The organism is Streptomyces sp. NPDC015032, assembly GCF_043080425.1.
Taxonomy (GTDB): domain Bacteria; phylum Actinomycetota; class Actinomycetes; order Streptomycetales; family Streptomycetaceae; genus Streptomyces.
This window is the reverse complement of record NZ_JBIBVN010000006.1, coordinates 1-26,956: the sequence shown is the minus strand read 5'-3', so window position 1 is coordinate 26,956 and position 26,956 is coordinate 1. Positions and strand designations below refer to the sequence as shown.

Genomic DNA, 26,956 nt, shown 5'->3' with positions numbered 1-26,956 from the left:
GGAGGGGGCAGTCAGGTGTTATCTGTCCGCTTTTATCCGATGAGGGGCTTACTGGTTGACTGCCCTGCTCTGTCGGTACCTATCCACGTGCCTGTCCAGGCTCCTTCGCAGGCTCGTCACCGGGGACGCGGAGCAGTGTCGGATGACGGGGTAGTCGGAGATCCCCGGTGGCCAGGGCCTGGGCGATGGACAGCGCACCGGCCAGCGGATCACCCGAACCGGGGACCGCCCGTGCTTGCGGAACCTGCCGGGCCAGCTCCTCGCGCAGCGGTACCAGCAGTGGATCGCCCATCCGGAACAGGCCGCCTGTCAGGGCTACTTCGCACGGCTCGTCGTCCGCCCCGGTCTTCGGGCACACCGCCGCGGCCGCCTCGGCGATATGACCGGCGGCTTCGCGCAGAATGCCCGCGGCGACCGGATCATGGCCGGCGCACGCGGCGACCTCGGGCGCGAACGAGGCCAGCACGGCGGGCCGGTCGGTACGCGGATAGAGCAGCCCCGGCAGCTCCGGCGCAGGCCCGAACACCGCCTCCAGCCGGGCCAGCAGTGCCGCGGACCCGCCGCGCCGCCCGTCATGGGCGCGCATGGCCGCATCGAGACCGGCCCGCCCGATCCAGGCCCCGCCACCACTGTCACCCAGCAGATGTCCCCAGCCGTCGGCGCGGCGCCAGCTCGTCAGATCCGTACCCAGCGCGATCATGCCCGTGCCGGCCGCGACGACCGCCCCCGGACGCTGACCGACCGCACCCGCGTACGCGGTCACCGCATCGGCGGCGAGAGCCAGCCGGCGCACCCCGAGCGCCTGTTCCAGGGCCGGGGGCAGCTCGGTGCGCAACTGCCCGCCGAGCGTAGCCATGCCGGCGGCGCCGATCGCCACGGCAGCGATCGCGGAGCCTGCCGAACTGCCGCTGCCGTCACCGCCGCCGTGCCGCTCCAGCAACAGGCGGGCGGCGGGCAGCAGTTGTTCCAGCAGATGACCCGCGTCGATACCCGCGGGTCCGGTGCGTACCGGCGCGGGGCAGACCGTCGTTCCCACCGGAGCGGAACCGTCGAGCATGCCCAGAGCCACCCGCAGCCCGGAGCCGCCCGAGTCCACGCCGAGCACGTACGGTCCCGGCGTATCCGTCCCCGCGCCCGGACGCACACCATCACCGCTGTTGGCCGGCGAATGCCCGCGTGAGCTCATGGACCGGCTCCAGGAAGAAGGGGAAGGACGGCGACAGCCTATCCCTCAGGGCTGTCCCGTAATCCCTGGCGGGCGCACGACGACAGCTACTTCCCCAAGCTCTCGGCTGCGCTCGAGCAGGTGAGGCCCCATCCTCGCCGCGTTGTCGGAACGTCCGAATACATCCAGTATGCGGACGTCCCTCCGCCTTGCGATGCACCGCATCTGACGCCGCGCGCTGATCCACCAGGGATTACGGGACAGCCCTTAGTTCCGCGAACCGGGTCCGGGGGTGCGGAAGACCGGCCGTACCGGCCGACGCCGGGGTGGTGCGGGTCGTGTACGCCGGTAGAGTGATGCTCCGTGGCACCACGACCGTTGAATGAAGTAGTAGAGCCCGGATGGGCCGAGGCGCTCGCTCCCGTGGCCGGACGCGTCGCCGCGATGGGTGATTTCCTGCGAGCGGAGGTTGCAGCCGGCCGCACCTATCTGCCGGCCGGAGCCAATGTCCTGCGCGCGTTCCAGCAACCCTTCGACGAGGTACGAGTTCTGATCGTCGGTCAGGATCCCTACCCGACGCCGGGGATGGCGATGGGACTGAGCTTCTCGGTGGCCCCCGAGGTGCGTCAGCTGCCCGGCAGTCTGGAGAACATCTTCCGTGAACTCCACACGGACCTGGGGCTTCCACGGCCGTCCAACGGCGATCTGACGCCCTGGACGCGCCAGGGCGTGCTGCTGCTGAACAGGGCGCTCACCACGGCGCCCCGTAAGCCGGGCGCGCACCGGGGCAAGGGCTGGGAGGAAGTGACCGAGCAGGCGATCCGGGCTCTTGCCGCGCGCGGCAAGCCCCTGGTGTCCGTGCTGTGGGGGCGCGACGCCCGCAATCTGCGGCCGTTCCTCGACGGCTTCCCCGCGATCGAGTCCGCGCACCCCTCGCCCATGTCGGCGGACCGCGGTTTCTTCGGCTCGCGCCCGTTCAGCCGCACCAATGAACTGCTGCTCCGCCAGGGGGCCCAGCCGGTGGACTGGCAACTGCCGTAGAAACAGGACGTCCCGCCGGTCCAGGGTGGCACCGGCAGGATGTCGAAACCGGCCGCGTCCGAACGGGACTGCCGCCCGGACCCGTTCCACGTCACGACCCAGCCGGAACAAGGTCATGCATCGGCACGCCGCCGACCCGCGCGAGCACGTCGCCGCCGTGGCACGCCCGGCCCAGCTGCCCGGCCGGGTGTGCCGCCCGGACCAGCCACCGGTGGTCAGGGAGCGAGGACAGCCGCCCGGACGCAGAGGACATCCGGCAGATGCGCGGCGAGCTGCTGCCAGCTGTCCCCGTCGTCCGCGCTCGCGTACACCTCGCCGTTGCGATTGCCGAAGTAGACGCCGGCCGGATCGGCGTCGTCCGTGCAGAGCGCGTCGCGCAGCACCGTGCCGTAATGCGTCTCCTCGGGCAGGCCCGCCGACAGCGGATCCCAGCTGTGGCCCGCGTCCTCGGTGCGGAATACCCGGCAGCGGTGTTCGGCCGGGACGCGGTCGGCGTCGGCGTTGATCGGGAAGACATACGCCGTGTCCGCGCGGTGCGGGTGCGCGGCCACGGCAAATCCGAAATCGGAGGGCAGGCCGCGGCCGATGTCCGTCCAGCCGCCCCCGGAGTCATCGCTCCGGAAGACGCCCCAGTGGTTCTGGAGGTAGAGCCGGTCGCGATCGACCGCGTCCCGGGCCACCTTGTGGACGCACTGGCCGAACTCCGGGTTCGGGTCGGGGAGGAAGACCGCCGACACCCCTTTGTTCGACGGAGTCCAGCTCGCACCGCCGTCCTTGCTGCGGAACACCCCGGCTGTGGAGACCGCGACCGTCACCGCGCGGGCATCCCTCGGGTCCGTGAGGATGGTGTGCAGCCCCTCACCGCCGCCGCCCGGCACCCACTTCGATCGCGTCGGATGCTCCCACAGCGGGCGGACCAGCTCGAAGGACTCCCCGCCGTCCTGGGAACGGAACAGCGCGGCCGGTTCCGTCCCCGCGTACACGACATCGGGCGCCTCGGGACCTGCCGGGTGCAGCTGCCAGACCCGCTCCAGCGATGCCTCGGTGAACTGCGGGAACTTCACGGCCGGTTGCTTCGGTTCCACCCAGGTGGCACCCAGGTCGTCCGAGTGGAAGACCGAGGGGCCCCAGTGCGCACTGTCCCCGCCGACCAGCAGCCTGGGTACGTGCCTGCGGGTGTCGATGGCGATCGAATAGATCGCCTGGGCGTTGAAATGCGGGCCGCCGAACTCCCATGTGCCGGTGCGCCTGCGGCCGATGAAGAGTCCCTTGCGGGTGCCCACGGTGAGCAGTACGTCGGTCATGGCCGAACCTCCCGAAACGCCGTTGTGCCGGATAAGGGCCAGTCTGCACCCCACCACTGACAGAGGCCCGCAGGGCGGCCCGGATACCCGGACCCTGTTGCGTCCACGGTCGGCGAAGGTACGGTGCAGCACGTGCGGAAAGCGCTTGCCGAGCGCTTTGGCGGAGAGATCTGGGAGCACCTGTGCCGACCTTCGAAGGGCTGCCCGGCGCAGTCGCCGTCTCCCACCTGCGGGTCTACGACTGGCCCGCCGCGGACGGGCTGCGCGGCGGGACGCCCCATCTGCATCTGACCTGTTCCGAGGGGTATGTGGTGGTCGGCGGCACGGGCTCGGTGCAGACCCTCACCACGTCGGGGTTCCGGCAGACGCCGCTGACCCCGGGGGCCCTGGTCTGGTTCACCCCCGGCACGATCCACCGTCTCGTCAACGAGGACGGGCTGCGGATCGTCGTTCTCATGGAGAACAGCGGGCTGCCCGAGGCCGGTGACGCCGTGCTCACCCTGCCGCCCCGCCATCTGGCGGACCCCGACGCCTACCGGGCGGCGGTCCCCCTTCCCGCCGACGGCTCGGAGGAGGAGCAGGAACGGGCCGCACGTGCCCGCCGTGATCTCGCCGTCGAGGGCTTCCTCGCGCTGCGCCGTGCCACCGAGGCGGGTGACCCCGGGCCGCTCGGAGCCTTCCACCGGGCCGCCGCCGCATTCGTGCGTCCGAGGACGGAGGACTGGCGGGGGCGCTGGCGGAAGGGAGCCGCTGCCGCGTCCGAGGTGACCGGGGGCCGGCTCGACGCCCTGGCGCGCGGCGACGGCGGATACCTCGTCGACGCCTGTGTGCACGCCGAACAACCGTCCGCTTACGGGAAGTTCGGCATGTGCGGGCGTCTTGACGTCTACCGGGGCTGACCGGCCCCGGCGAGGCCGCCGGCCGTGGAGCGTGTGAGGACCCGGGTTGTGCTGCCGTCATCCTCCGTCGTGTCCCGGACGTGCCGGAATCCGATCCGGCCCAGGAGTCCCAGGGACGCGATGTTCTCGGCGGACACCGTCGCGTGTACCTCGGTGAGCCCCAGCGTGTCGAAGCCGTACGAGGTCAGGGCCCACGCGATCTCGGTGCCGAACCCCCGCCCCCACACGGCCGGGGCCAGGGCGTAGACGATCTCGTGACCGTCCACATCGGGGGACGGGGACGGCTTGATCTCCGCATGGCCGACCAGGCGGCCGCCGTGCCGCACGGCCCATACGTCGAAGAGCCCTCCGGCGTACACCTTGCTGAAGACGCGTTCGAACAGGGAGCGGTCCTCGGCCTCGGTCTGTGGGCCGTCGCCCATCCACCGGGATACCCGGACGTCCTGGAAGAGCGCCACGAAGCCGTCCTCGTCGGCAGGTGTGTACGGCTCCAGGAGCAGTCGCGCGGTGTGCAGGGTGGGTGTCGTCATGGCGCCGGACGGTAGCCGGGGCGGGTGCGGCTGCACAACGGAATAGAACCGTGCACCCGAGCGGCCTGCCCGGTGTGCATGTGCTCAAATTCTGAAGGGTCGGCCCGATGACGGTGCCGCAGAACCCGGTGGTCGGCACCGGCGGCCTCGAACCCGGCTGTCCGGGCCTGTTGGAGCAGCTCCGGCGGGCTCGGCCGGGGATGCGGCCGGATGGGCGGAACGGAGAGGAGGGCGGAGCGATGACGAGTGGGATCGAGGACCGCGACGGAGGCGGTGCGACCCTGGAGGTGACCCCCGTAGGGGCGGGGGTGGAGATCAGGGGTGTGACGTCGTCGGGGGAGTTCACCGTGATCTGCGGTCCTGCCCGCGCCCGGGAACTGGCCGCGGCTCTCGTCCTCGCGGCGGACGAGGCCGAGAGTGCACAGTCGGCGGAGCCCGTCACGGTCAAGGCGCGCGAGCTGCGCCGGGGGGATGTGCGGGACGGCGACCGGGCCATGACGGTGGAGAGTGTCCGGGTCGACGGCGCGACCGCCCATGTCACCTGGAAGTCGGGCGCCGGACGCAGTTGGACCCAGGGGTACGACGCGGACGCCGCCCTCACGCTCAGACGGCGCGGCTGAGTCGCGTAGGGCGGCACTCTTGTACGAGGAACTTCGTAATTTGACGAACGTCGTAGTACGAGAGGTATCGTACTAGCGATTATTACGTACCTGTCGAAACGGAGTCCGACGTGAGTGCCCTCTTCGAGCCCTACACCCTGCGGTCGCTCGTCATTCCCAACCGGGTGTGGATGGCGCCCATGTGCCAGTACAGCGCCGAACCGGTGGGGCCGAACGCGGGTGTCGCGACCGACTGGCACTTCGCCCACCTCGCGGCACGCGCCATCGGCGGAACCGGACTCATCCTCACCGAGGCGACGGCAGTCAGCCCCGAGGGCCGCATCAGCCCCGCGGACCTCGGCATCTGGAACGACACGCAGGTGGCGGCCTTCCGGCGGATCACCGACTTCCTCAAGGGACAGGGATCGGTTCCGGGTATCCAGCTCGGCCATGCGGGGCGCAAGGCATCGACCGCGGCCCCCTGGCTGGGCGGTGGACCCGTCGGCCCGGACGCGCACGGCTGGACGACCGTCGCGCCGAGCCCGCTGCCGTTCGACGACGGCCACCCCGTGCCGCACGAGCTGACGGTGGACGAGATCCAGGGCGTCGTCGGCCAGTTCCGCGAGGCCGCCCGCCGCGCGCTCGACGCGGGCTTCGAGGTCGCCGAGGTGCACGGGGCCCACGGATACCTCATCGGACAGTTCCTCTCCCCGCACAGCAACCGGCGTACGGACGAGTACGGCGGCAGCTTCGAGAACCGCGTCCGCTTCGCACTGCAGGTCGTCGACGCGGTGCGCGAGGTCTGGCCGGAGGAGCTGCCCGTCCTCTTCCGGATCTCCGCGACGGACTGGCTCACGGAGAACGACGAGGACGAGCGCGAGGGCTGGACCGTCGAAGAGACCGTGCGCCTCGCCCAGCAGCTCCAGGCCCACGGCGTCGACCTGCTGGACGTCTCCAGCGGCGGAAACGCCCCGCGCGCCCGCATCGGGACCGGGCCGGGCTATCAGGTTCCCTTCGCCGCGCGGGTCAAGGCGGAGACCTCGCTGCCCGTGGCGGCCGTGGGCCTGATCACCGAGCCGCAGCAGGCCGAGAAGATCATCACCGAGGGCCGCGCGGACGCGGTCCTCCTCGGCCGCGAGCTGCTGCGGAGCCCGTCGTGGGCCCAGTACGCGGCCCGCGAACTGGGCGGCGAGCTCCGCACACCGGACCAGTACCTCCGCGCGGTCTGACCACGGGGCGGAAAGCGGAATGCCCAGGGCGCGAAGCGGAAAGCGGCCTGTGGGGAACCCAGCAGGCCGCTTCGGATGCGCCACCGGCGGTGCGCCGTCAGGTCACCCGCAGTCTCCGCTCGTCCACTTCAGGGAACGCGGAATGTAGGTGCCCGCCAGGTTTCCGCCGCTTCCGTTCTTGGTGCAGCCGATCCGGTCCACGTAGTCCTTCTTGCGGAAGAAGACGACGCCGGTCGATCCGTCGCTGCTCGTGCCGTGGTTGTAGACCGACTTGACCTTGGTCCCCGACTTCATCCACGAACAGACGACGGAGCCGCTCAGAGTGTCGGGGTCGGCGGCATCCCAGGAGCACTTGCTGCCCTTGTAGTTCTTCTCGGAATAGAAGCAGACGTCCCCGGAGGCGCAGCCGCTCGGCGCGGCGGCCGCCGCGACCCGGGGTGATGTGTCCGCCGCGGTGGCCGGGACAGCGGCCATGAGACCGCCGAAGGCGAAAATCACCGCACCCGTGACCAGGACCGTACGTGTTGATCGCATGAGTTCTCCCCATCTCTGTCGATTCTCACGGTTGTTGGGGAACAGTCGGCCTCGAGCGGCTCCCAAGCATGGGAAACGGCGCTGCCCACCGGTAAGTCACACACTTGTTGAGCAGCGCGCCGCCCCTCCCCCCTCGGGTACCGGGTGGCGTCCGAGCGATATCCCCCGTGTTGCCTCAGCCAGAGTCGGCGCTGCCGGGCTCGATGGCCAAGCCTTTCGAGCAGCGGCGAAAGGGGGTGACGAATTGGGGTGATGATGGGCGGGGGAGCAGGGCAGGGGGCGCCTCAAGCCTGCCGCCCCGGACGTGTCGCCGGATCGCCGACGGCCCCGGGAGCGGGGAATTTGCGGAATCCTCCGTGGTGTTGGGACGTCCATGACCCTGGTCACGGGCCTGGCGGGGATGCTCGACCTGGAGGCGCGCAAGCTGATCGAGGATCCTGCGGGACACCTCGCCTCACTCTCGGACAACCCGGACCTGCTCAGTGGCTGACCGGCCGCTGGGCGACTGTTCGGCGCCGGCGCGCTGACCGTTTCGCCGCTGGGGTCGGCCCGTCGGCGTGGGGGCGGATCCGGCGCCCGGTGAAGCTCGAACTACGATGAATCTCGTATTATGGGAGACCGGACCGTACCAGGAAGTGGAGCCATCGTGACCCCAGTCGGCGCCCCCGTCACCAGCGCAGCTGCGGTCGGCGGCCGCGCGCTCGACCACCCCGCGCGGGACGAGATCCGCATCGAGGGAGTGCTCCATGCGCTCTCCGACCCGATGCGGCTGCGCGTGGTCCGCGAGCTGGCCGCCGCCGACGCGGAACTCACCTGTTCCCGCTTCGACCTTCCGGTGTCCAAGTCGACGACCACACATCACTTCCGAGTACTGCGCGAGAGCGGCATCGTGCAGCAGATCTACCGCGGCACGGCCAAGATGAACGGGCTGCGCCGCGACGATCTGGAAGCCCTGTTCCCCGGCCTGCTCGACAGCATCCTCGACGCCGCGAACCGGCAGGCGCAGCGCGTCGGAGAGGGCGGATAGCCTCACGATCCGCACCGGTGGCCTCGCGATCCGCGCCGGTCGCCCTCCTGCGCGGCGCTCAGCGGCTCCGACCGGTCCGCGGTCTTCACCGGCCTCCGGCTCCGCGCGGCCTCCCGCTCGACGCGCAGTCGGCCGTCGCCCCCACCGGGCGCGGGCCCCGGTGCCCGCCGCGCGGCCCCGGGGGCGTGCACCCACGGGTGTGCGGCGAGCGGCGCGGCGTGGTCAGGGGGACAGCGCGCGCATTCTGTCGATCTCGACCGTCTGCTGGGCGACGACGTCCCCGGCCATCTCCTCCACCTGGACGTTGTTCCCCTGCGAGAGCACTTCGGTCGCCATCGTGATCGCGCCCTGGTGGTGGGTGATCATCAGCTTCAGGAAGAGCTTGTCGAAGTCCGTGCCCTCAGCCGTCCGCAACTGCTCCAGCTGTGCCGGGGTCGCCATCCCCGGCATCGCCGAATGATCGTGGCCGTTCTTGCGCTTCTCGCCGCCGTTGTGCTTGAGCCATCCCTCCATGGCGCCGATCTCCGGCTTCTGGCCCGCGGTGATGCGCTCGGCGAGGCGCTTGACCGCGGTGGAGCCGGAGCGTGCGGGGGCAAGCCCGGTCATCTCCAGCGCCTGGGCGTGGTGCTGGATCATCATCTGCGCATAGCGGAAGTCGGCCGAGTTGGGGGTGTCGTCCCCGGCGGCCTTCGCAGCCTCCTCCACGGACAGCGTCCGCGCGGGCTCGCCCGGCTTTCCCGGCGCCACCACCGAAGGACCCGCGTCCGCCCGGGCCTTCGTACGGCTTTCGCGGCTTCCCCCGTCGCATGCCGCCAGGGTGAGGGCGACGGACACGAGGGCCGCGACGAGCACGGATCTGCGTACACACATGATCTGACGGCGAATCAACAAGTGGACCTCCATTTGGCATAGGGGGCGGTTGCCGTCCGTCCTCACACGCTTCCGCACGGCAGCGATCAGAAACTTTCATTACGTCTCTGTTGCCATCTGTTGAGGCAGCCATGCCAAGGACCATACTGCCGGGGTCCGTGAACCGTTCAACTACGTTCGGATACATGGAGGACGCAGTGATTTCGTTGCACATGAGTCCGGTGCGGCGCAGACGCCTGGGTGTGACGGCAGCGGCCGTCGGCCTGCTGGCCACTCTGCTGACGGCAGGCCCCGCGGCCGCGACGCCCGATCCGGGTGACGCCGTCGCCCGTACCGATGTCTCCGCCGCCCAGGAAGCCGAAGCCGCGGCCGCCATCCGGAGCGGCGAGATACCCGGCGTGGACGAGATGGTCCACAGTGGCAACATCACCCACCTGGCCAACGTCCCGAAGGACGCGCTCAAGGGGCTGAACACGGACCTGGCCTTCCAGGGGAAGTATGCCTACGCCGGAAACTACGACGGCTTCCGGATCTTCGACATCAGCAATCCGAAGTCCCCGAAGACGGTCGCGCAGGTCCTCTGCCCCGGCTCGCAGAACGACATCTCGGTCTCGGGGAACCTGCTCTTCCTGTCCACCGACTCCTCCCGCAGCGACAACTCCTGCACGAGTACCACCCAGCCCGCCACGGAGAAGTCCTCCTGGGAGGGCATGAAGGTCTTCGACATCAGTGACAAACGCGACCCGAAGTACGTCGCCGCCGTCGAGACCGCCTGCGGATCGCACACGCACACGCTGGTCCCCGACCGCAAGAACGTCTACGTGTACGTCTCCTCGTACGCGCCGAGCGAGGCGTTCCCCGACTGCAGGCCGCCGCACGACGGGATCTCCGTCATCAAGGTGCCGCGCAACGCACCCGAGAAGGCCGCGGTCGTGAACTTCCCGGTGCTCTTCCCGGACGGCGGCAACCCGGGCGCGCCGACCAATCCGGGTGTCTCCCAGACCACCGGCTGCCACGACATCACCGTGCTGCCCTCGAAGGACCTGGCAGCCGGCGCCTGCATGGGCGACGGTCTGCTGTTCTCCATCAAGGACCCGGAGAACCCGAAGATCATCGACCGCGTGCAGGACAATGTGAACTTCGCGTTCTGGCATTCCGCGACGTTCAACCAGAGGGCGGACAAGGTCGTCTTCACCGACGAGCTCGGCGGCGGTGGCGCGGCCACCTGCAACGAGGAAGTCGGCCCGAAGCGCGGCGCCGACGGCATCTACGACATCGTCGGCAGGGGGGACCACCGCAGACTGGTCTTCCGCAGCTACTTCAAGATCGACCGCCCGCAGGCCGACACCGAGGTCTGCGTCGCGCACAACGGTTCGCTCATCCCGGTCAAGGGCCGCGACGTGATGGTCCAGGCCTGGTACCAGGGCGGAGTCTCGGTGTGGGACTTCACCGATTCCTCGAAGCCGAAGGAGATCGGCTACTTCGAGCGCGGCCCCGTCAGCACGGACGAGGTCACCACGGCCGGCCCCTGGTCGGCGTACTACTACAACGGCTACATCTACTCCAATGACATCGCCAAGGGCCTCGACGTCCTGAAGCTCGACGACCGGCGGACCGACCCGGCGAAACGGGTGCGGATGGACGAGCTCAATGTCCAGACGCAGCCGGACTACTTCGACCGCTGATCCGGCCTGTTCCACCGCTCGACCAGCACCATCCCGCTCCACCTCGCACCGCGTGCGTCCCGCCGGGCCGATCACTCCGCCGGGCGGGACGCATACGGCCCACTGCGCCGGGCACCCGAATGCGGCACGCGGCCGATGGCGCCCGACCCCCTGATGCGGTACGCGACACCGGGGTCAGGCGGCGGACCTGGCGCCTGCCCCGGTCGCCGCAGCCCACTCCACGAGCAAGCGCTGGTACTGCTCCTCGTCCTCCGGGGACAGGCAGCCGCCCGAGCGCTGCCACAGGTCGCGAATCTCTTCGTTCACCACGGCGGCGCTTCGCACGGAATCGGAGGAGCGGGGAGAACGGGACATGGTTACAGGCTAAGGCCCCGATGTGACAATCCGACCCATGGCGCGTCAGGGACATCTCTCACATGTCTCTCAGGCAACGTCCTGCACCAGTCCGAGCGTCCGCAGTCCATCGGGCCGCTCCTCCACCGGCAGATGGTGCACAAAGCGTACGTCGCATCCCAGGGCCGCCGCCCCGCCGTCCGCGTGCCGGTCGTCGCCGACCATCACCACATCCGTCGGATCCTGCCCGAGAAGTGTGCAGGCCGTGTGGAAGAGCCGTCTGTCCGGCTTCTGGACGCCGTGTTCGTACGACAGCACGTAGGCGTCGATCAACGCGTCCAGGCCGTGCGCCCGGAAAACCGGCCGCAGGTCCCAGCCGATGTTGCTGACGACACCGATACGGGCGCCGCTTTCGCGCAGCGCGCCGAGCACCTCCGCAGCGTCCGGGTACGGCCGCCAGGCGGCGGGTGATCTGTGCCGCTCGTACAACGCGTCGTACAGCCCCGGATCGGGCAGGGCCACCTGCCGCGCCAGTCCGGTGAACGCCTCCCGGTGGTGTTCCGCGCTCTCGTCGCGGGTGGCCCACACGGAGGCGAGCCGGTCGGGAACGTGCTGGGGAAGCGAGCCGCCCGGCAACGCCCCGGCGGCCTCCAGCCCCCGCGCGTACCGTTCGAACTCGGCCTCGCTCACCGTCACCTCCCGCTCGGCAAGGACCCCGTGCAACCAGGACCGGACCGATTCGATACGGAAGAGGGTCCCGGAAAAGTCGAAGAGCACGCCCTTGATCTGCATCACGCGATCCTTCCCGGTTCAGGAGTGCGCGGCAAGGCCCGCCCGCCGCGCCCCTCGTACCGGGCGAACCCGGCGATGGAGAACCCGGCCACGGCTGCCCCCAGCAGCCAGCCCCCCAGGACGTCGCTCAGCCAGTGCACGCCCAGGTAGAGCCGGGTGGCACCCACCCCGACCACCGAGACCCACGCCACCACCAACGCCGTCCGCCACACCCGGGGGCCCGTACCGTGCCGGTGCAGCAGCCAGAGCAGCAGACCGCAGCTCACCGTCGCCGTCATCGCGTGACCGGAGGGGAATGCCGCGTAATGCGCGGAATCCACCGGATTCGGCCATTGGGGTCGCTCCCGGCCGACCGCGGACTTCAGTCCCTGCTGCAGGAGGGTCGACAGCATGCTCGTCGCTGCGACCCACATCGCGAGCGCCCGAGCCCCGCGCCACCACAGCACCACCACGGCCACCGCGATCAGGGCGCGCATCGTCCACGGATCCCACGCCCAGTCGGTCAGGATCCGGTTGGCGTGGACGAGGCCGGGTTCGGTGACCGCCCTTCGGTGCAGGGCGTCCGCGACCGTGCGGTCCAGGGCCATCAACGGCGACCAGCGCGCGGCGACCAGGATCAGCAGGATCAGGGCGAGGGCGGCACAGACCACGGCCGTGCCGAAGGGGGTGAGACGGGAGCGGGTGCGGACCGGTGGGACCGGCGACGAGGACGGCATGGGGTGATCTTCGCGGAAGTTCCGCGCCCGCGGCTATCCCAGCGCTCGGAGTCCCGGAAGGAAGGCCACCAGAAGCGGAATCACCGGCACCAGGGCAGCCGCCGCAGTCAGCCGGAGACGGCGGCCCGCGGTGAGCCGCTCCACCGGAGTCAGCAGCCGGGTCACCCGCAGCGGCAGCTGGGCGCCCGGCGTCGGGCAGGGGCCGAACACCCCCCGGTCCTCGTTGAGTTCCACCAGGGCCAGAGCGATCGTCAGCCGGCCGAATCGCCTCGACGCCATGTCGTCCGCGGCCAGTTCGACCAGTCGGTGCATCTCGTCGCGGAAGGCCGCGAACACCGGAACCTGCGGAAACCCGTTCGCGAGTGCGCCGGAACAGTGCAGCAGCCAGTCGTGCCGGGCCTTCGCGTGGCCCTGCTCATGAGCCAGCACCGCGTCCAGCTGACGGCCCTTCAGTCGGCCAAGTGCCGCGGTGGTGATGACCAGTTGAGGCGCCGTACCCGGCAGCCACCAGGCGCCCGGACGGTCTCCCTCCAGCACGACGAGCCGACCGCTGCCGGGCTCCTCACCGGGCATCAGCGGGGAACGCACCAGCAATTCGGCCCGGCGCCGCCTGCGGCGGGTCCGGGCGCGATGGATCTCCCGGGTCAGCATCGCCGCCGTCCATACTCCGCCGAGCGCCAGCAGCACGGCCATGGCCGCGGACCACTGCCCGTGCCCGCCCAGTGCGTACGCCTCCACCACGGCGCGCGGCGCCGGTGCGAACACGTGCCCGCGCACCGCCTGCCAGGCCGCGGCAGCGCTGAACGTCATGGAGAGCGCGAAACAGAGCAGCACCCCGGCCACCACGCATTGCCACACCCACAGCGCGACAACGGGCTCACGCTCCGGCCATCGCGCCCGGGCCATCAGACGCGGGGTGACGACGGCGGCCAGTGCACCGAGCAGCAGCAGCGCGAGGGAGACCAACATGGCTTCACCCTATGAGCGGTGGGGTATCCACGGGTATGGCTCTGCTCGGCAAGTGATGTACGCCACGGTTTGGCCCGCCCGCTGTCTCACAGGGTGAGCAGCATGGCGAACATGGCGATCCCCATGGTCAGCCGGCAGGCGAGAGCCAGCTCCGGCCGTGCGCCCCAGCCACCGCCGGCGGACCCTTCTCCGGCCGACCCGCCTCCGACCGGTCCGCCACCGCCCGTCGCGGCGGCCACCGGTATCAACCGGGTCCCCGACCTCAGTACATAGGCGGCGTAGTACGCCAGCAGCAGTCCGGTCAGCAGGGGGAGGCCCCCGGCCGTCTCCGCGGCACCATGACCCGCGTGTCCGCCGTGCCCACCACCGGCCCCACTGACGCCCGGTGCCATCGTCACCGCCATGTACACCATCGCCGACGACCCGACCAGATGGTGCAGATGGTGCGCGCTGTGCCGGGAGAACCACAGTGCTCGCAGAGAGGCAAGGCCGAACAGCACCGCGTACACCGCCCATCCCCACTCCGGTGGGGTCACGACGGCGGCCGGTACCGCCATGGCGGCCATGCCGAAGCCCATCAGCGCCTCCGCACGCGCCGCCCTGCGCTCCTCCCCGGTCCCGCTGCGCGTGCGCAGCAGGCAGTACGCGCCCGTCACCCCGCACAACGCCATCAGCAGCCAGCCGGACACCGCCGGTCCGTGCACAGCGCACCTCCCCCTGGACGTACGACGTCGGTCCCCCTAGTCGATGCCCGGAGCGGGGCCGCCGTACGCGGCGCACTGGGGTACGAGGGAGCGCACGGAGGGGGTGTTCCCCGCCGTGCGCTCCCTCGCCGGGGCAACCGCCGGTCAGCTGTGCCCGTTCCGGCTCGGTCAGCCGAGGGCGAGGGACTTGAAGGCGCGTGCCTGGTCGGTGATGGCTCGTTCGGTGGGGAGCCGCTCCATGGACGAGGCGCCGAAGAAGCCGGCGATTCCCGAGGTGTGCTCCAGGACGTAGCGGGCGTCCTCGGGTTCGGCGATCGGTCCGCCGTGGCAGAGCACGATGATGTCGGGGTTGACGCGCTTGGCGGCGTCGTGCATCTCCTGCACGGCCGTTGCGGCCTGATCGAGGGTGAGTGCGGTGGAGGCGCCGATGGATCCCTTGGTGGTCAGCCCGACATGCGGTACGAGGACGTCCGCGCCGGCCCGCGCCATTTCGGCGGCCTGCTCGGGGTCGAAGACATAGGGCGCGGTCAGCAGGTCGCGTTCGTGGGCCTGGCGGATCATGTCGATCTCCAGGCCGAAGCCCATGCCGGTCTCTTCCAGGTTCTCGCGGAACTTGCCGTCGTACAGACCGACCGTGGGGAAGTTCTGTACGCCGGTGAAGCCGACGGCCTTCAACTGGTCGAGGAAGTTGCCCATGATCCGGAAAGGATCGGTCCCGCACACTCCGGCGAGTACGGGAACGTCCCGGACAACGGGAAGAACCTCGCCCGCCATGTCCAGCACGATGGCGTTGGCGTCGCCGTACGGCAACAGGCCCGCCAGCGAGCCCCGGCCGGCCATCCGGTAGCGGCCGGAGTTGTAGATGATCAGCAGGTCGACGCCGCCGGCCTCCGCGCACTTGGCGGACAGGCCGGTGCCTGCGCCTGCGCCGATGACGGCCTTGCCCGCGCCGATCTGGTCGTTCAGGCGTGCCAGGGCTTGATTGCGGTTCACGGAAGGACTCCTGTTCAGTGGGTGCGTTACTCGGACGCCGTGCGGCTCGGCGGTGGTGCGCATCGGACGCCGTGCGGCTCGGGGCGGGTGGCCCGGAAGGCGACAGGCTCTCAGACGGTGCGCGACTCGGAGGTCGCGTGAGAATGGTCGTGAGCGGTGATCAGCCGGTGAAGGTGGTCGGCGGCGGCCACGGCGAAGGACGGGTCGTTCAGATGAGCGTCGATCTCGCGCAGCTCGACAGCGCTGCCCTCCAGGGCGGTGCGCAGGGCCGCCAGCCCGGCCGCGTCGGCTTCCCGGTCGCGGAACGGGCCGCCCGGCGCGTCCACCGCGGAGACGCCGCCCAGCGGCCAGAAGACCGCCGCCGGGCCGCGCGCCGAGCCGAGCTTTCGTCCCATGAGGGCGCCGAGCTCCGCCATCTCGTCGGCCGTGGTGCGCATCAGGGTGACGGTGGGGTTGTGCACGAGGAGATGGCGTTCGGAGAAGCGCTCCGGGACGGTCTCCGCGGCGCCGAAGTTGACCATGTCCAGTGCGCCGGGCGCGACGACCTGGGCGAGGCCGGCCCGGCCCGCCGCGGTGAGCCGGCCCGGCCCGGCGCTGAGCACACCACCGATCAGATCGTCCGCGAGTTCGGTGGTGGTCAGGTCCAGCACACCGGCGAGGAACCCGCCGGCGGCGAGCTTCTCCAGAGCCTCGCCGCCCGCCCCCGTGGCGTGGAAGACCAGAACCTCGTAACCCAGCTCTTCCAGGCGTTGCCGGGCGGCATCGACCGCGGGCGTGGTGACGCCGAACATGCTGGCGGCGACCAGCGGCCGGCCACCGGGGTGCGGAACGTTCATGCTCCGCTCGCGGTGGACGGCCATTCCGGCTGCCGCCGCCACCGCGTTCCCCAGGATCTGGGACGACACGGAATTGATGCCCGCGACATCGACCACGCTGTACATCATGGTGATGTCACTGCTGCCCACATACGGCGACACATCTCCGCTGGCCATGGTGGACACCAGCAGCTTCGGAACGCCGACGGGCAGTGCCTGCATGGCACGGGCGGCGATGAACGACCCACCGCTGCCGGCCACCGCCAGCACCGCGTGCAGTCGGCCGTCCCGGAGCAGGTCGCCGACGACCAGCTCGACGCCTTCCGCCATGGCTGCCACTGCCGCGCCCCGGTCCCCGGCGGCGCGCAGCGCCTCCAGATCGTGCCCGGCGCGGGCTGCGACGGCGGCCGCGTCGATGTCACCCGCGGGGGTGCCCGCGGGCGGCGGCATCACCCCGGCGTCGACGAGCACGACGTCGCAGCCCGATTCGCGCAGTCGCGCCGAGAGCCACGCGTACTCCGCCCCCTTGGTGTCCAGTGTCCCGACGAGCACCACGGTCGCCATGTTCCTGCTCCTTTGCAACGGCGTTCTCCCGATCATGTGTCAGGCGACGGAGGGCGGCAAAGGCCACTTGGCGGCAATTGGTCTGCGGCGGGTGATGATGGGTGCATGGACCGGATTCCTCCCACCCGCCTGTCGCGTCTGCTGACCGGGTGGTCCAAGGGCGGCGCGGAGGCGATGCCGCAGTTGCTGGCGGAGGCGCTGCGCGAGCTGGCGCAACGGGGAGACGTCGCTCCCGGCACGGTGCTCCCCTCGCAGCGGGCCCTCGCGGCCGCGCTCGGCGTCAGCCGGAGCACGGTGACGGCCGCGTACAGGCTGCTGGAGGCCGAGGGGTGGTTGGAGAGCAGGCAGGGCAGCGGCTCCCGGCTGCGGGGCTCCGGGGCGGTGGGGGAGCCCGCGACCGAAGGGCGCCTGGCCAGTTTCGGGACACGGGACGGGTGCATCGATCTGTCCAGCGGTGCGCTGGACGGCCTGCCCGCCGTCGCGGCGGCGGTCGGCGCCCTGTCCGCCCGGGACCTCGGCGCCGCGCTGGCGGGCGACGGGTACCTGCCGTACGGGCTGCCGGAACTGCGTGAGGGGATAGCCCAGTACCACCGCTCGGCCGGCCTGCCGACGTCCCCCGAACAGATCCTGGTGACCGCCGGGTCCCAGCAGGCCGTCTGGCTGATCACGCAGGGGCTGGTCGAGCCGGGCGACACCGTGATCGTGGAGGACCCGACCTACCGCGGCGCTCTTGAGGCGCTGCGGGCCCGCGGCGCCCGCCTGGTCCCGCTGCCGGCGGACAGTGCCCCCGGCGACAACGCCGCCGCTCTCGCGCGGCTGGCCGGCCACATCCGCCCACGCCTGGTCTATCTGCAGCCGTCCGTCCACAACCCCACCGGGCGCAGCATGGACGAGCACACCCGCCGCGCCTGGGCCGCCGTACTGGCGGAGCAGGGCCTGTACACGGTGGAGGACAACGCCTATGCGGAACTGTCCCTGCACCACGACTCCGCGCCGGTCTCCCTCGCCGCCCAGCTGCCGCCCGCCGCCACCGCCACCGTCGGCACGCTGTCCAAGCTCTTCTGGGGCGGCCTCCGGCTGGGCTGGGTCCGCGCCTCCACCACCGTCATCCGCCGGCTGGCCGACATCAAGAAGTCCGTCGACCTGTCGTGCCCGGTGGTGGACCAGATGCTGGCCGTGAAGCTGCTCCAACAACTGCCCGAGGCCCGTGCCCGACGCCGCTCCCGGCTGCGTGAACGCCTGACGGAGACCGAACGGATCCTGCGCGACCGGCGGACCGGTTGGAAATGGGAACGGCCCGCGGGAGGCTCCGCCCTCTGGGTGGAGATCCCCGGCGCCGACGCCGAGGCCACCGCTCAACTGGCCCGCCGCGCGGGCGTACTGATCGTTCCCGGCCCCGCCTTCTCCGCGGTGGACGGCTTCCGCCACCACCTGCGCCTCCCGTTCGCGGACCACGACGGCAGCCTGGAAAAGGCCCTGCCCGTGCTCGTCGACTGCGCGGAACGAAGCCGGGCCGCGCACTGAGGCAAGCCGTGCCCCGCACCGGGAGAAGCCGGGCCGCGCATGGGCGAGCAGCGCTCCGCACCGTCGGCGGCAGCTCCGCTGCGAAAACCCCTAGGGGCGATAGCGCAGCGGATGGTCCGCCGGTACCTCCACCATGACGATCCGGTGCCCGTCCGGATCGCGGATCCACATCTCGATGAGCCCCCATGGCTCGCGCACCGGCGGCCTCAGCACCTCGACCCCACGGGCCGACACCTCCTCGTGCGCCGTCCGGACGTCAGCGACCTGCATCCACAGTTCGAGACCGGGCACCGGTGGCGTGGCAGCGCGCCCCGAGACCTCCAGGAAGCCGCCGCCGAGGAAGTAGACCGTGCCCCGCTCGGGACCGGTGCCGAACTCCCGGTAGACGGGCAGCCCGAGGGACTCCCCGTAGAAGTTCCGCGATCGCTCGGGATCGGCCGGACGCATCAGGATCCGACTGCTCAGCACATGAACCATGCGCCCGACCATAGGCCCCGGGCGGGCAGGCTACGCTGCTCCGGCACGGCCGCAATACAGAAACGGAGACCCACTGCCATGGACACCGCCTCTGCCCAGGACCCCGGACAGCTGACCTTCCGTGACGCTGCCGCCACCGATGTGCCCGTGCTCGTGAGGCTCATAGAGTCGGCGTACCGCGGTGACTCCAGCCGGGCCGGATGGACCACGGAGGCGGACATCCTGCAGGGACAGCGCACCGACCCGGACGGTGTCCGCCACGTCGTCGAAGCGCCCGGCAGCCGCATGCTCGTGGTGGAGCGCGATGGTGCGCTCGTCGCCTGCTGCCAGCTCGAACACCGCGGTGACGCCGCCTACTTCGGGATGTTCGCGGTCCGTCCCGAGTTGCAGGGGGCCGGTCTCGGCAAGGTGATCATCGCCGAGGCCGAGCGCACCGTCCGGGAGGGCTGGGGGGTGGCCGAGATGCACATGACCGTCATCTCGGTGCGCGAAGAGCTGATCGCCTGGTACGAGCGGCGCGGCTACCGCCGTACGGGAGAGCTCAGCCCGTTCCCGTACGGCGATGAGCGCTTCGGCATCCCCCAGCGCGACGATCTCGCGTTCGAGCTCCTCATCAAGAATCTGGCCTGACCGGGGCGACGACCGATCGGACCGGGGCGGTGACGGATCCGGCGGAGCCGGAGACCGATCGGGCCGGTCCGGCGATCAAGCGGTGAAGCGGCCTGCGCGGCGGATGTCCGGGTAGTCGGTGGTCGCGCCGTCCAGCCGCAGAGCGCGCACCAGCCGCAGATGGTCCTGGGTGTTCACCACCCAGCCGATGACCTTCAGCCCTTCGGCGTGCGCCTGTTCGACCACCTCCAGGGTGAGGCGGCGGATGTTCAGCGCCAGAGTCGCCGCGCCCACGGACTTGGCCCGCTCCACCACGTCGCTCCGCCAACGGCTCGCGATGAGCACGGTCCGTACCCCGGGCACCAGCTGGGCGATCTCGGCGACCGCCTCGTCGTGGAACGACGACACCTCGACCCGGTCGACGAGGCCGCGGCGCAGGATCACCTCGGCCAGGGCGCGGGCTGCGGCCACATCCTTGATCTCCGCCTGTACGGGGGACCCTACGGCGTCGAGCACCTCCTCGAAGACCGGCACCCGCTCGCCCTGCCCGGCATCGAGTTCGCGCAGCTCGGACAGGGTCTTCTCGGCGATCGGACCGCTGCCGTCCGTCGTGCGGTCGACCTCGGTGTCGTGCATGACGACCAGCGCGCCGTCCTTGCTCAGATGAAGATCCAATTCGATGGCGTCCATCCCGGCCCGTTCCGCGTGGACGAACGACCGCAGGGTGTTCTCCGGCTCGACACCCATCACTCCGCGATGTCCGATGGTGAGAAAAGACAAGGCAACTCGCTTTCGTCGACGGTGTCCTCCCGCGTGCGGTACCTACCCACGAGGCGCCACGGCAGTACGGCAATTCGGCAGCCTAGTGGCCTGAAACCTGCTTGCGGCCACCAGAACGCGTCCAGCCGACGGAAGTGGTCGCAGTGGAGGTTCTGCACAGGAAGAATCGCGGTGGCCATGGGGGGTCGGCAGGATAATTTCCGGAGTCCCACTTGTCCCGAGGAACCGCACATGGATACGGTTGCTTGACGCGAGGTTCTCCTGTGGAGGAAGTGTTATGACGGAAATTCTTGTGCAAGACGTTGCCTCAGGTGACATAACTGCGGGCCAGCGGGTGATCGACCACCCTGCTTGGCCGAGGCTCAAGAATGCCGTGGAGGAGATCCGCCCCTGGCAGTCGAAGGACGGTTCCATCGACTTCGACGCCGAGGGGGCACCGTCCAGGGAGACCGCCGGAGCGACGCTGGACCGTGTGATCGCCGCGGTCGAGGAGCTCTCCCCGCTGCTCCCGCACGATGCCGCCTACCACCGTGCGCTGACCGTGGACCTGCGGCGCTGGGCCGAGGGGGGCTTCGGAGTACCGGACTTCCTCGACTCGCTGCTCGCCTTCCAGCCGGCCAGTGACCGCGTCGACGGGCTTCAGCACCTGGTCGTCTTCGCGATGTACACCCAGAACGGCAACCCGGACCGCAACCTCGAAGCGGTCGCGCTGCGCATGGTCTGGCCCGGGTGGCTGGCCGAGCTCGAGGCCACCCGCTACGACAACCCGCTGTTCTGCGGCATCACCTTCGAGGACTTCACCTCGGGCTACGACACCAACTCCGCCGTGCTCTTCCCGGAGACCGTCGCCATGCGCGAGGCCCCCGAGCGCTTCAGCTGGGGCGGAATCTTCTGCGACCGCGAGGCCGCCCGGTTCCGCCGGGTCACCGAGGCGTCGGTCGAGCTGCTCGGCGTCGAGCTGCCCGACGACATCCGGGAGATGGTCGGCGACCAGCAGCGCTGTGAGCAGGCCTTCGTGCTCTGGGACATGGTCCACGACCGGACCCACAGCCACGGCGACCTGCCGTTCGACCCCTTCATGATCAAGCAGCGCCAGCCGTTCTGGATGTACGGGCTGGAGGAGCTGCGCTGCGACCTCACCGCCTTCAAGGAGGCCGTCAAGCTGGAGGCCGACGGCTTCCCGCAGGGCCGCGATGTGCAGTACGCCGTCCTGTTCGACCGGATGTTCCGTTTCCCCGTCACCGGTGAGCGCGTCCGCAACTACGACGGCCTCGGCGGCCAGCTGCTCTTCGCGTACCTCCACAAGCATGACGTGATCCGCTGGACGGACAACACGCTGAGGATCGACTGGGACCGCGCCCCGCAGGTCACCAACCAGCTCTGCGCCGAGATCGAGAAGCTCTACCGCGACGGCATCGACCGCCCCAAGCTCGTCCACTGGTTCGCCGCGTACGACCTGGTCTCCACCTATCTCGCACCGCACCCGGGCTCCCGCTGGGCCAAGGGCCCGGACGCGCTGGACCTGTCCCAGCCGCCGCGTAAGCTCGTCGACGAGGTGCTTCCGGACGAGTTTCCCCTGAGCATGTTCTATGAGGCGCTCTCCAAGAAACTGAAGAACGTGATCGCCTCGACCAAGGGGATCACCGCCGCGGATGCCGAGCGGGCAGCCGCGTGAGCGCCGGGCTTGAGGAGGCGGTGGCCATGAACGGAAACGGCAAGGGCAGCGGGAGCGGCGCTCTCGAAGGTGCCGTGGTCGCGGTCGCCGGAGCCGCCGGCCCGGCCGGGCGGGCCGCACTGTTGAGGCTCGCCGAGGCCGGCGCGACCGTCGTCGCCTCCGACGCGGACGCCACCCGGCTGGCCGAGGCGGTGGACGCCGCGCGCTACGCCCACGGCGGTGCCACTGTCACCGGTGACACCGTCGATCTGCTGGACCTCGCCGCCGCCCGCGAATGGGCCGACAAGACGGAGAAGGAGTTCGGCCGGATCGACGGTCTGGTCCACCTCGTCGGCGGCTGGCGCGGCAGCGCCACCTTCGGCGAGACCGACCTCGCCGACTGGAACCTGCTGGAGAAGTTGCTGATCCGTACGGTCCAGCACACTTCGCTGGCCTTCCACGAGGGGCTGCAGCGCAGCGACCGCGGTCGCTATGTGCTGATCAGTGCGGCCGGGGCGAGCAAGCCCACCGCCGGAAACGCGGCCTACGCCGCATCGAAGGCCGCGGCCGAGGCCTGGACCCTCGCCCTCGCGGACGCCTTCCGCAAGGCGGGGGGCGATGAAGGGCCCCGGACCGCGGCTGCGATCCTGGTCGTCAAGGCACTGGTGCACGACGCGATGCGCGCCGAGCGCCCCCATGCGAAATTCGCGGGTTTCACCGACGTCAAGGACCTGGCCGATGCCATCGTCGGCGTCTGGGACCGGCCCGCCCCGGAAGTGAACGGAAAGCGCCTGTGGCTGACCCCGCAACCGTAAGGACCGACGCGCGACGCCACCACGACCCGCAGGTACGCGGCTTCGCCAGTGACAACTACGCGGGCACGCACCCGGAGATTCTCGCGGCCATCGCCCTCGCCAACGGCGGCCATCAGATCGCCTACGGTGAGGACGACTACACCGAGCATCTCCAGCGCGTCATGCACAGTCACTTCGGCCCCACCGCCGAAGCCTTTCCGGTCTTCAACGGAACCGGTGCCAACGTCGTCTCCCTCCAGGCGATGACCGACCGCTGGGGCGCGGTGATCTGCGCCGAGTCCGCCCACATCAACGTCGACGAGGGCGGCGCCCCGGAGCGGGTGGGCGGACTCAAGCTGCTCACCGTGCCCACCCCGGACGGCAAGCTGACTCCCGAGCTGATCGACCGGCAGGCATACGGCTGGGACGACGAGCACCGTGCCATGCCGCAGGTCGTCTCGATCACCCAGAACACCGAGCTGGGCACGGTCTACACGCCCGATGAGATCCGCGCCATCTGCGACCACGCCCACGGTCACGGCATGAAGGTCCACCTGGACGGGGCCCGGATAGCCAACGCCGCGGCGTCGCTGGACGTACCGATGCGTACGTTCACCAACACTGTCGGGGTCGACGTCCTCTCCTTCGGCGGTACGAAGAACGGGGCGATCTTCGGCGAGGCCGTGGTGGTCCTGAACCCGGACGCCGTCCGTGCCATGAAGCATCTGCGCAAGCTGTCGATGCAGCTCGCCTCCAAGATGCGCTTCGTCTCCGTGCAGTTGGAGGCGCTGCTCGCCGGAGATCTCTGGCTGCGCAACGCCCGGCACGCCAACACCATGGCTCAGCGGCTCGCGGAGGGCGTGCGCGCGGTGGACGGCGTGGAGATCCTCCATCCGGTCCAGGCCAACGCCGTCTTCGCGCGGCTGCCGCACGAAGTGAGCGAGCGGCTGCAGAGGCGCTTCCGCTTCTACTTCTGGGACGAGGCCGCCGGTGATGTGCGTTGGATGTGCTCCTTCGACACGACGGAGGACGATGTCGACGCATTCGTTCTCGCGCTGAAGGACGAGATGGCGAAGTGATCCTGCCCGCACAGGCGTGAATAGATATGCGGTCGACCGGAAACTGATTGACGTCCGGTCGGCCGCATACCTACGCTCGGCGACCATGGAGCTGATCCAGCAGGTCCCGGAGATGTCCGTCTATCTCGCTGCCGACGAGGCCATCGATCACGAGCATCCACTGGTGCGAGAGACGGTTGCCCGCCTCCGTGGCGGTGTCATTGATGCATATACATACGCTGCCGCCGCCTACACCTTCGTGCGGGACACCATGGCGCACTCCGCCGATTCGGGAGACATGCGGGTCGCCTGGCGCGCCTCCGACGTTCTCGCGACGCGCAACGGAATCTGCCACTCCAAATCCCATGCGCTGGCCGCCCTTCTCCGTGCGGCCGGTATCCCGACCGCTTTCTGCTACCAGGCACTCGCCGAGGACAGCGGGGATCCGATTCCCCTTCACGGGCTGATCGCGGTCCGACTGCCCGGCCGTGATCGCTGGGACCGTCAGGACCCGCGTGGCAACAAGCCGGGCGTCGTCGACGCCCACTTCTCGCTCGACGAGGAGCGGCTGGCGTGGCCGGTACGGCCGGAATTCAATGGAGTGGACTACCCGGTGCTCCATGCGGCACCGCATCCGGCCGTGCTGCACGCCCTCAAGTCCGCCGAGGACCGCCCGCAGTTGTGCCGCACGCTGCCCACCGAGCTCTGAGAACCCGTCCCTGGGTGGAGACGGCCGATGCCTCCGGCCGTCTCCGACGACGTACGCGCCCTCATCCCCGGCTGCGGCCATCTCCGGAGAGCGCGTCACGTGCCGGAGCCCGGAGTGACGTTTCGGCCGAGGCCGTGAATGGTCCGCTTCAGCTCCTCTCGCGCACCTCGGCCGCCGTCGGAGCCGTACCGCCGAGATGTGTGGGTACCCACCAGGTGTCGCTCGCATCCTTCGGGCGTACGGGATAGGCGCGCTGGGCCGCTTCCAGGAGCTCCTGGACCCGCTCCCGCAGCCGCCGGGTGATCGCGCCCGCGTACTGGTCGGTGGGGGCTTCCACCGGCTCTCCCACCCGGATCGTCACCGGAATGTGGTTGCGCTTGAAGTTGCGCGGCCGTCCCTTGGTCCACAGCCGCTGCGTCCCCCACAGCGCCATGGGGACCAGCGGCACGCCGGCTTCCTGGGCCAGCCGGGCGGCACCCGACTTGAAGCTCTTCAGTGTGAACGACTCCGAGATGGTGGCCTCGGGGAACACGCCGACGATCTCGCCGGAGCGCAACGAGTCGAGCGCGTGCGCATACGCGTTCTCGCCCTGCTTGCGGTCGACGGGGATGTGCTTCATGCCGCGCATCAGCGGTCCGGAGACCTTGTGCCGGAAGACCGATTCCTTCGCCATGAACCGGACGAGCCGCTTCTGCGGGAGCGCCGCGAGTCCGGTGAAGATGAAGTCCAGATAACTGATGTGGTTGCTCACCAGTACCGCGCCACCGGTCTTCGGGATGTGCTCGGAACCCTGAGTGTCGATCTTCAGGTCAAGCGCCTTGAAAAGCGTACGAGCGGCGCCGATGACCGGTCGATAGACGAGTTCTGCCATCTGGGGAAGACCCTTCTTCAGCGCCTGGGGAGGGATCTCCCGGCGGAAGTTACGCAGCCGTAGGTTTTCGGCATTGGGCCGATCGTGCCCCATGCGCGACGCGGTGGCCAGTCTCCGAGGGCGCGGGGCGCGAGATTCTCGTCACGTGGAACCATCGGGAATGTCTCGGTGCCCGGTGGTGCTGACCTCTTGCGAAGAGCTCTGAACGGGAGGCCGAGGGTGGACGGGCGGACGCGCGGGGGAACGCTGGACGCGGCTCAACTGGGGGCGGAACTGGGGGAGCGGGCCACGCTGGTGCAGTTCTCCAGCGCGTTCTGCCAGCCCTGTCGGGCCACCCGGCGCACCCTTGCCGAGGTGGCACGCATGGTGGACGGCGTCGCCCATGTGGAGATCGACGCCGAGGCGCATCTCACTCTCGTGCGCGAGCTGGAGATCAGCCGGACGCCGACCGTACTGGTCCTCGATGCCACTGGCCGGATCGTCCGCCGGGCGGTGGGGCAGCCGCGCACCGTCGACGTGGTCGCCGCGCTGGGGCGGGCGATGTGACGGACCGTGACGCATCTCCCACATTGCGGAACGCCCTTGACCGCACCCACCACGCATCGTCAGTCTGACGCTATGCCGCCGGAACTCCTTCTCCATGGCCGGGTCCATGCGGATCTCGCCCGCCACGCGAGTGCGCGCTGTCCGGGTGCCTGAGCGACCACGGCCCCGCACGCCCATCTCCGTAGAAGGACATTTCCATGACGGCATCGCCCGAGCTCGGTACCTCCCGCACGGCATCTCCCGAACTTCTCCGCTCGGTTTTCCGGCAGCACGCCGCCGGTGTGGCAGTGATCACTGCCGCGGGTGACCGGCCGGTCGGCTTCACCGCCACCTCTCTCAACTCCGTCGCCGCCGAGCCGCCGCTGATCTCCTTCGGAGTGGGGACCTCGTCCTCCAGCTGGCCGGTCATGGCTGAGGCCGAGCACATCGGTGTCCACATACTCGGCGAGCACCAGCAGGAACTGGCGGCCACGTTCGCCCGCAGCGGCGCCGACCGGTTCGGCCCGTCCACCTATTGGCGCAGTGGCCCAGAAGGTGTGCCGGTTCTCGACGGTGTGCTCGCCTGGCTGGTCTGCCGGGTGGTGGCCCGGGTCCCGGCGGGGGACCATCGCATCGTGATCGCGGAGGCCGTGGTCGGCGACCCGGCCGGCGGCGGTCGCCCGCTGCTCTATCACCAGGGCCGTTTCGCCGCCTTGCGGGACTGAGGGCTCCCAAGCGGCGCATGGGCGCCGCACGTTGGGCAGATCACAGTTCCAAGCGCTTGCTCATGGGTAAAGCACTGGTTGTACTGGCTAGTAATATTTCCTTCGGAGCGTCGGTCGCCCCGACCGGAAACCGCCCCACCAGACGCCTATGCTGCGTGCAACAAGGCAGCCCAGAAAAGACGATGCAGTAGGAGAGCCGGCGTGAGCTTGAGGATCGTTGTCTGTGTGAAGTATGTGCCCGATGCCACGGGTGACCGGCATTTCGCCGATGACCTGACGGTGGACCGTGAGGATGTCGATGGTCTGTTGTCGGAGCTCGACGAGTATGCGGTGGAGCAGGCGCTGCAGATCGCGGAGGGGGCGGACGACGCGGAGATCACTGTGCTGACGGTGGGTCCGGAGGACGCGAAGGACGCGTTGCGCAAGGCGTTGTCGATGGGTGCGGACAAGGCTGTTCATGT

At 70.0% G+C, this 26,956-nt stretch carries 30 protein-coding genes; 15 read left to right on the top strand and 15 right to left on the bottom strand.

All coding sequences use genetic code 11. From position 1 onward, the window contains the following. Nucleotides 1-79: 79 nt before the first annotated feature. On the bottom strand, nucleotides 80-1,186 hold the full coding sequence (locus ACF08M_RS11880; protein WP_392185099.1) for an N-acetylglucosamine kinase: 1,107 nt from the start codon (nucleotides 1,184-1,186) through the stop codon (nucleotides 80-82). Between the two features lie 342 nt (nucleotides 1,187-1,528). Here ACF08M_RS11880 and ACF08M_RS11875 point away from each other — a divergent pair, with 342 nt between their 5' ends. Next, nucleotides 1,529-2,206 carry a uracil-DNA glycosylase gene (locus ACF08M_RS11875; protein ID WP_093894247.1) on the top strand — a complete coding sequence of 226 codons (678 nt, stop codon included), beginning with the start codon at nucleotides 1,529-1,531 and terminating at the stop codon, nucleotides 2,204-2,206. A 215-nt stretch (nucleotides 2,207-2,421) separates the two neighbouring features. On the opposite strand, the gene ACF08M_RS11870 is transcribed toward ACF08M_RS11875, so the two are convergent. Beyond that, a complete protein-coding gene (locus tag ACF08M_RS11870) occupies nucleotides 2,422-3,510 on the bottom strand; it encodes a WD40/YVTN/BNR-like repeat-containing protein (protein ID WP_392185098.1) in 1,089 nt (362 codons plus the stop codon). Between the two features lie 182 nt (nucleotides 3,511-3,692). Here ACF08M_RS11870 and ACF08M_RS11865 point away from each other — a divergent pair, with 182 nt between their 5' ends. Further along, complete coding sequence (locus tag ACF08M_RS11865; RefSeq protein WP_392185097.1) at nucleotides 3,693-4,409, top strand: cupin domain-containing protein; 717 nt, start codon at nucleotides 3,693-3,695, stop codon at nucleotides 4,407-4,409. On the opposite strand, the gene ACF08M_RS11860 is transcribed toward ACF08M_RS11865, so the two are convergent. Further along, the gene (locus ACF08M_RS11860) at nucleotides 4,397-4,939 is read right to left on the bottom strand and encodes a GNAT family N-acetyltransferase (protein ID WP_392185096.1); all 543 of its coding nucleotides are present in this window, start codon (nucleotides 4,937-4,939) and stop codon (nucleotides 4,397-4,399) included. The genes ACF08M_RS11865 and ACF08M_RS11860 overlap by 13 nt on opposite strands. Nucleotides 4,940-5,178: 239 nt before the next feature. Here ACF08M_RS11860 and ACF08M_RS11855 point away from each other — a divergent pair, with 239 nt between their 5' ends. Both ACF08M_RS11855 and ACF08M_RS11850 read left to right on the top strand, forming a co-directional pair. Beyond that, nucleotides 5,179-5,559 (top strand): hypothetical protein, encoded by a 381-nt coding sequence (locus tag ACF08M_RS11855; RefSeq protein ID WP_392185095.1) that lies wholly within the window; start codon nucleotides 5,179-5,181, stop codon nucleotides 5,557-5,559. A gap of 110 nt (nucleotides 5,560-5,669) precedes the next feature. Beyond that, a complete protein-coding gene (locus tag ACF08M_RS11850) occupies nucleotides 5,670-6,767 on the top strand; it encodes an NADH:flavin oxidoreductase/NADH oxidase (protein WP_392185094.1) in 1,098 nt (365 codons plus the stop codon). Nucleotides 6,768-6,869: 102 nt separating this feature from the next. Here the strand turns inward: ACF08M_RS11850 and ACF08M_RS11845 are convergent, their stop codons facing one another. Next, nucleotides 6,870-7,301, bottom strand: coding sequence for a peptidase inhibitor family I36 protein (locus tag ACF08M_RS11845; RefSeq protein WP_392185093.1), 432 nt, complete (start codon nucleotides 7,299-7,301; stop codon nucleotides 6,870-6,872). A gap of 646 nt (nucleotides 7,302-7,947) precedes the next feature. Here ACF08M_RS11845 and ACF08M_RS11840 point away from each other — a divergent pair. Next, entirely contained in the window at nucleotides 7,948-8,328 is a 381-nt protein-coding gene (locus tag ACF08M_RS11840) for an ArsR/SmtB family transcription factor (protein WP_392185092.1), read from the top strand. 222 nt (nucleotides 8,329-8,550) lie between these two features. Here the strand turns inward: ACF08M_RS11840 and ACF08M_RS11835 are convergent, their stop codons facing one another. Next, on the bottom strand, nucleotides 8,551-9,198 hold the full coding sequence (locus ACF08M_RS11835; RefSeq protein WP_392185293.1) for a DUF305 domain-containing protein: 648 nt from the start codon (nucleotides 9,196-9,198) through the stop codon (nucleotides 8,551-8,553). Nucleotides 9,199-9,383: 185 nt separating this feature from the next. On the opposite strand from ACF08M_RS11835, the gene ACF08M_RS11830 reads away from it, so the two are divergent. Further along, complete coding sequence (locus ACF08M_RS11830) at nucleotides 9,384-10,883, top strand: LVIVD repeat-containing protein (RefSeq protein ID WP_392185091.1); 1,500 nt, start codon at nucleotides 9,384-9,386, stop codon at nucleotides 10,881-10,883. Nucleotides 10,884-11,057: 174 nt separating this feature from the next. On the opposite strand, the gene ACF08M_RS11825 is transcribed toward ACF08M_RS11830, so the two are convergent. From ACF08M_RS11825 to ACF08M_RS11795, 7 genes are all read right to left on the bottom strand, one after another. Next, on the bottom strand, nucleotides 11,058-11,237 hold the full coding sequence (locus tag ACF08M_RS11825; protein ID WP_392185090.1) for a hypothetical protein: 180 nt from the start codon (nucleotides 11,235-11,237) through the stop codon (nucleotides 11,058-11,060). Between the two features lie 69 nt (nucleotides 11,238-11,306). Next, complete coding sequence (locus ACF08M_RS11820; RefSeq protein WP_392185089.1) at nucleotides 11,307-12,008, bottom strand: HAD family hydrolase; 702 nt, start codon at nucleotides 12,006-12,008, stop codon at nucleotides 11,307-11,309. After that, on the bottom strand, nucleotides 12,008-12,724 hold the full coding sequence (locus ACF08M_RS11815) for a phosphatase PAP2 family protein (RefSeq protein ID WP_392185088.1): 717 nt from the start codon (nucleotides 12,722-12,724) through the stop codon (nucleotides 12,008-12,010). The genes ACF08M_RS11820 and ACF08M_RS11815 overlap by 1 nt, the downstream gene beginning before the upstream one ends. 33 nt (nucleotides 12,725-12,757) lie before the next feature. Continuing rightward, nucleotides 12,758-13,693, bottom strand: a complete 936-nt coding sequence (locus ACF08M_RS11810; protein ID WP_392185087.1) for a M56 family metallopeptidase — start codon at nucleotides 13,691-13,693, stop codon at nucleotides 12,758-12,760. Between the two features lie 86 nt (nucleotides 13,694-13,779). Continuing rightward, a complete protein-coding gene (locus ACF08M_RS11805) occupies nucleotides 13,780-14,397 on the bottom strand; it encodes a DUF5134 domain-containing protein (RefSeq protein ID WP_392185086.1) in 618 nt (205 codons plus the stop codon). Nucleotides 14,398-14,565: 168 nt separating this feature from the next. After that, nucleotides 14,566-15,390 carry a phosphoenolpyruvate hydrolase family protein gene (locus ACF08M_RS11800; protein WP_392185085.1) on the bottom strand — a complete coding sequence of 275 codons (825 nt, stop codon included), beginning with the start codon at nucleotides 15,388-15,390 and terminating at the stop codon, nucleotides 14,566-14,568. A gap of 110 nt (nucleotides 15,391-15,500) precedes the next feature. Then, nucleotides 15,501-16,769: a Tm-1-like ATP-binding domain-containing protein gene (locus ACF08M_RS11795; RefSeq protein WP_392185084.1), complete on the bottom strand. Its 1,269-nt coding sequence runs from the start codon at nucleotides 16,767-16,769 to the stop codon at nucleotides 15,501-15,503. Nucleotides 16,770-16,874: 105 nt separating this feature from the next. Here ACF08M_RS11795 and ACF08M_RS11790 point away from each other — a divergent pair, with 105 nt between their 5' ends. Beyond that, the gene (locus tag ACF08M_RS11790) at nucleotides 16,875-18,293 is read left to right on the top strand and encodes a PLP-dependent aminotransferase family protein (protein ID WP_392185083.1); all 1,419 of its coding nucleotides are present in this window, start codon (nucleotides 16,875-16,877) and stop codon (nucleotides 18,291-18,293) included. 90 nt (nucleotides 18,294-18,383) lie between these two features. Here the strand turns inward: ACF08M_RS11790 and ACF08M_RS11785 are convergent, their stop codons facing one another. After that, complete coding sequence (locus ACF08M_RS11785) at nucleotides 18,384-18,770, bottom strand: VOC family protein (RefSeq protein WP_392185082.1); 387 nt, start codon at nucleotides 18,768-18,770, stop codon at nucleotides 18,384-18,386. A 78-nt stretch (nucleotides 18,771-18,848) separates the two neighbouring features. Between ACF08M_RS11785 and ACF08M_RS11780 the strand changes: the two genes are divergently transcribed. Further along, nucleotides 18,849-19,400 (top strand): GNAT family N-acetyltransferase, encoded by a 552-nt coding sequence (locus tag ACF08M_RS11780; RefSeq protein ID WP_392185081.1) that lies wholly within the window; start codon nucleotides 18,849-18,851, stop codon nucleotides 19,398-19,400. Between the two features lie 75 nt (nucleotides 19,401-19,475). On the opposite strand, the gene ACF08M_RS11775 is transcribed toward ACF08M_RS11780, so the two are convergent. Next, on the bottom strand, nucleotides 19,476-20,126 hold the full coding sequence (locus tag ACF08M_RS11775; protein WP_392185292.1) for a glycerophosphodiester phosphodiesterase: 651 nt from the start codon (nucleotides 20,124-20,126) through the stop codon (nucleotides 19,476-19,478). A 310-nt stretch (nucleotides 20,127-20,436) separates the two neighbouring features. On the opposite strand from ACF08M_RS11775, the gene ACF08M_RS11770 reads away from it, so the two are divergent. The 4 genes from ACF08M_RS11770 to ACF08M_RS11755 all read left to right on the top strand — a co-directional run bounded on the left by ACF08M_RS11770 (nucleotide 20,437) and on the right by ACF08M_RS11755 (nucleotide 24,374). After that, nucleotides 20,437-21,834, top strand: coding sequence for a DUF6421 family protein (locus ACF08M_RS11770; RefSeq protein ID WP_392185080.1), 1,398 nt, complete (start codon nucleotides 20,437-20,439; stop codon nucleotides 21,832-21,834). Between the two features lie 26 nt (nucleotides 21,835-21,860). Continuing rightward, the gene (locus tag ACF08M_RS11765) at nucleotides 21,861-22,628 is read left to right on the top strand and encodes an SDR family NAD(P)-dependent oxidoreductase (RefSeq protein WP_392185079.1); all 768 of its coding nucleotides are present in this window, start codon (nucleotides 21,861-21,863) and stop codon (nucleotides 22,626-22,628) included. After that, nucleotides 22,607-23,686 carry a threonine aldolase family protein gene (locus ACF08M_RS11760; protein ID WP_392185078.1) on the top strand — a complete coding sequence of 360 codons (1,080 nt, stop codon included), beginning with the start codon at nucleotides 22,607-22,609 and terminating at the stop codon, nucleotides 23,684-23,686. Before ACF08M_RS11765 ends, ACF08M_RS11760 begins: the two co-directional genes overlap by 22 nt. Nucleotides 23,687-23,771: 85 nt before the next feature. Continuing rightward, nucleotides 23,772-24,374, top strand: coding sequence for a transglutaminase domain-containing protein (locus ACF08M_RS11755; protein WP_392185077.1), 603 nt, complete (start codon nucleotides 23,772-23,774; stop codon nucleotides 24,372-24,374). 148 nt (nucleotides 24,375-24,522) lie between these two features. On the opposite strand, the gene ACF08M_RS11750 is transcribed toward ACF08M_RS11755, so the two are convergent. After that, nucleotides 24,523-25,245: a lysophospholipid acyltransferase family protein gene (locus ACF08M_RS11750; protein WP_392185076.1), complete on the bottom strand. Its 723-nt coding sequence runs from the start codon at nucleotides 25,243-25,245 to the stop codon at nucleotides 24,523-24,525. Nucleotides 25,246-25,464: 219 nt separating this feature from the next. Here ACF08M_RS11750 and ACF08M_RS11745 point away from each other — a divergent pair, with 219 nt between their 5' ends. The 3 genes from ACF08M_RS11745 to ACF08M_RS11735 all read left to right on the top strand — a co-directional run. Beyond that, on the top strand, nucleotides 25,465-25,791 hold the full coding sequence (locus tag ACF08M_RS11745; RefSeq protein ID WP_392185075.1) for a TlpA family protein disulfide reductase: 327 nt from the start codon (nucleotides 25,465-25,467) through the stop codon (nucleotides 25,789-25,791). Nucleotides 25,792-25,988: 197 nt separating this feature from the next. Beyond that, on the top strand, nucleotides 25,989-26,495 hold the full coding sequence (locus ACF08M_RS11740; protein WP_392185074.1) for a flavin reductase family protein: 507 nt from the start codon (nucleotides 25,989-25,991) through the stop codon (nucleotides 26,493-26,495). Nucleotides 26,496-26,696: 201 nt separating this feature from the next. Beyond that, nucleotides 26,697-26,956, top strand: a 260-nt coding sequence (locus ACF08M_RS11735) for an electron transfer flavoprotein subunit beta/FixA family protein (protein WP_392185073.1), incomplete at its 3' end; no start/stop codon positions are given.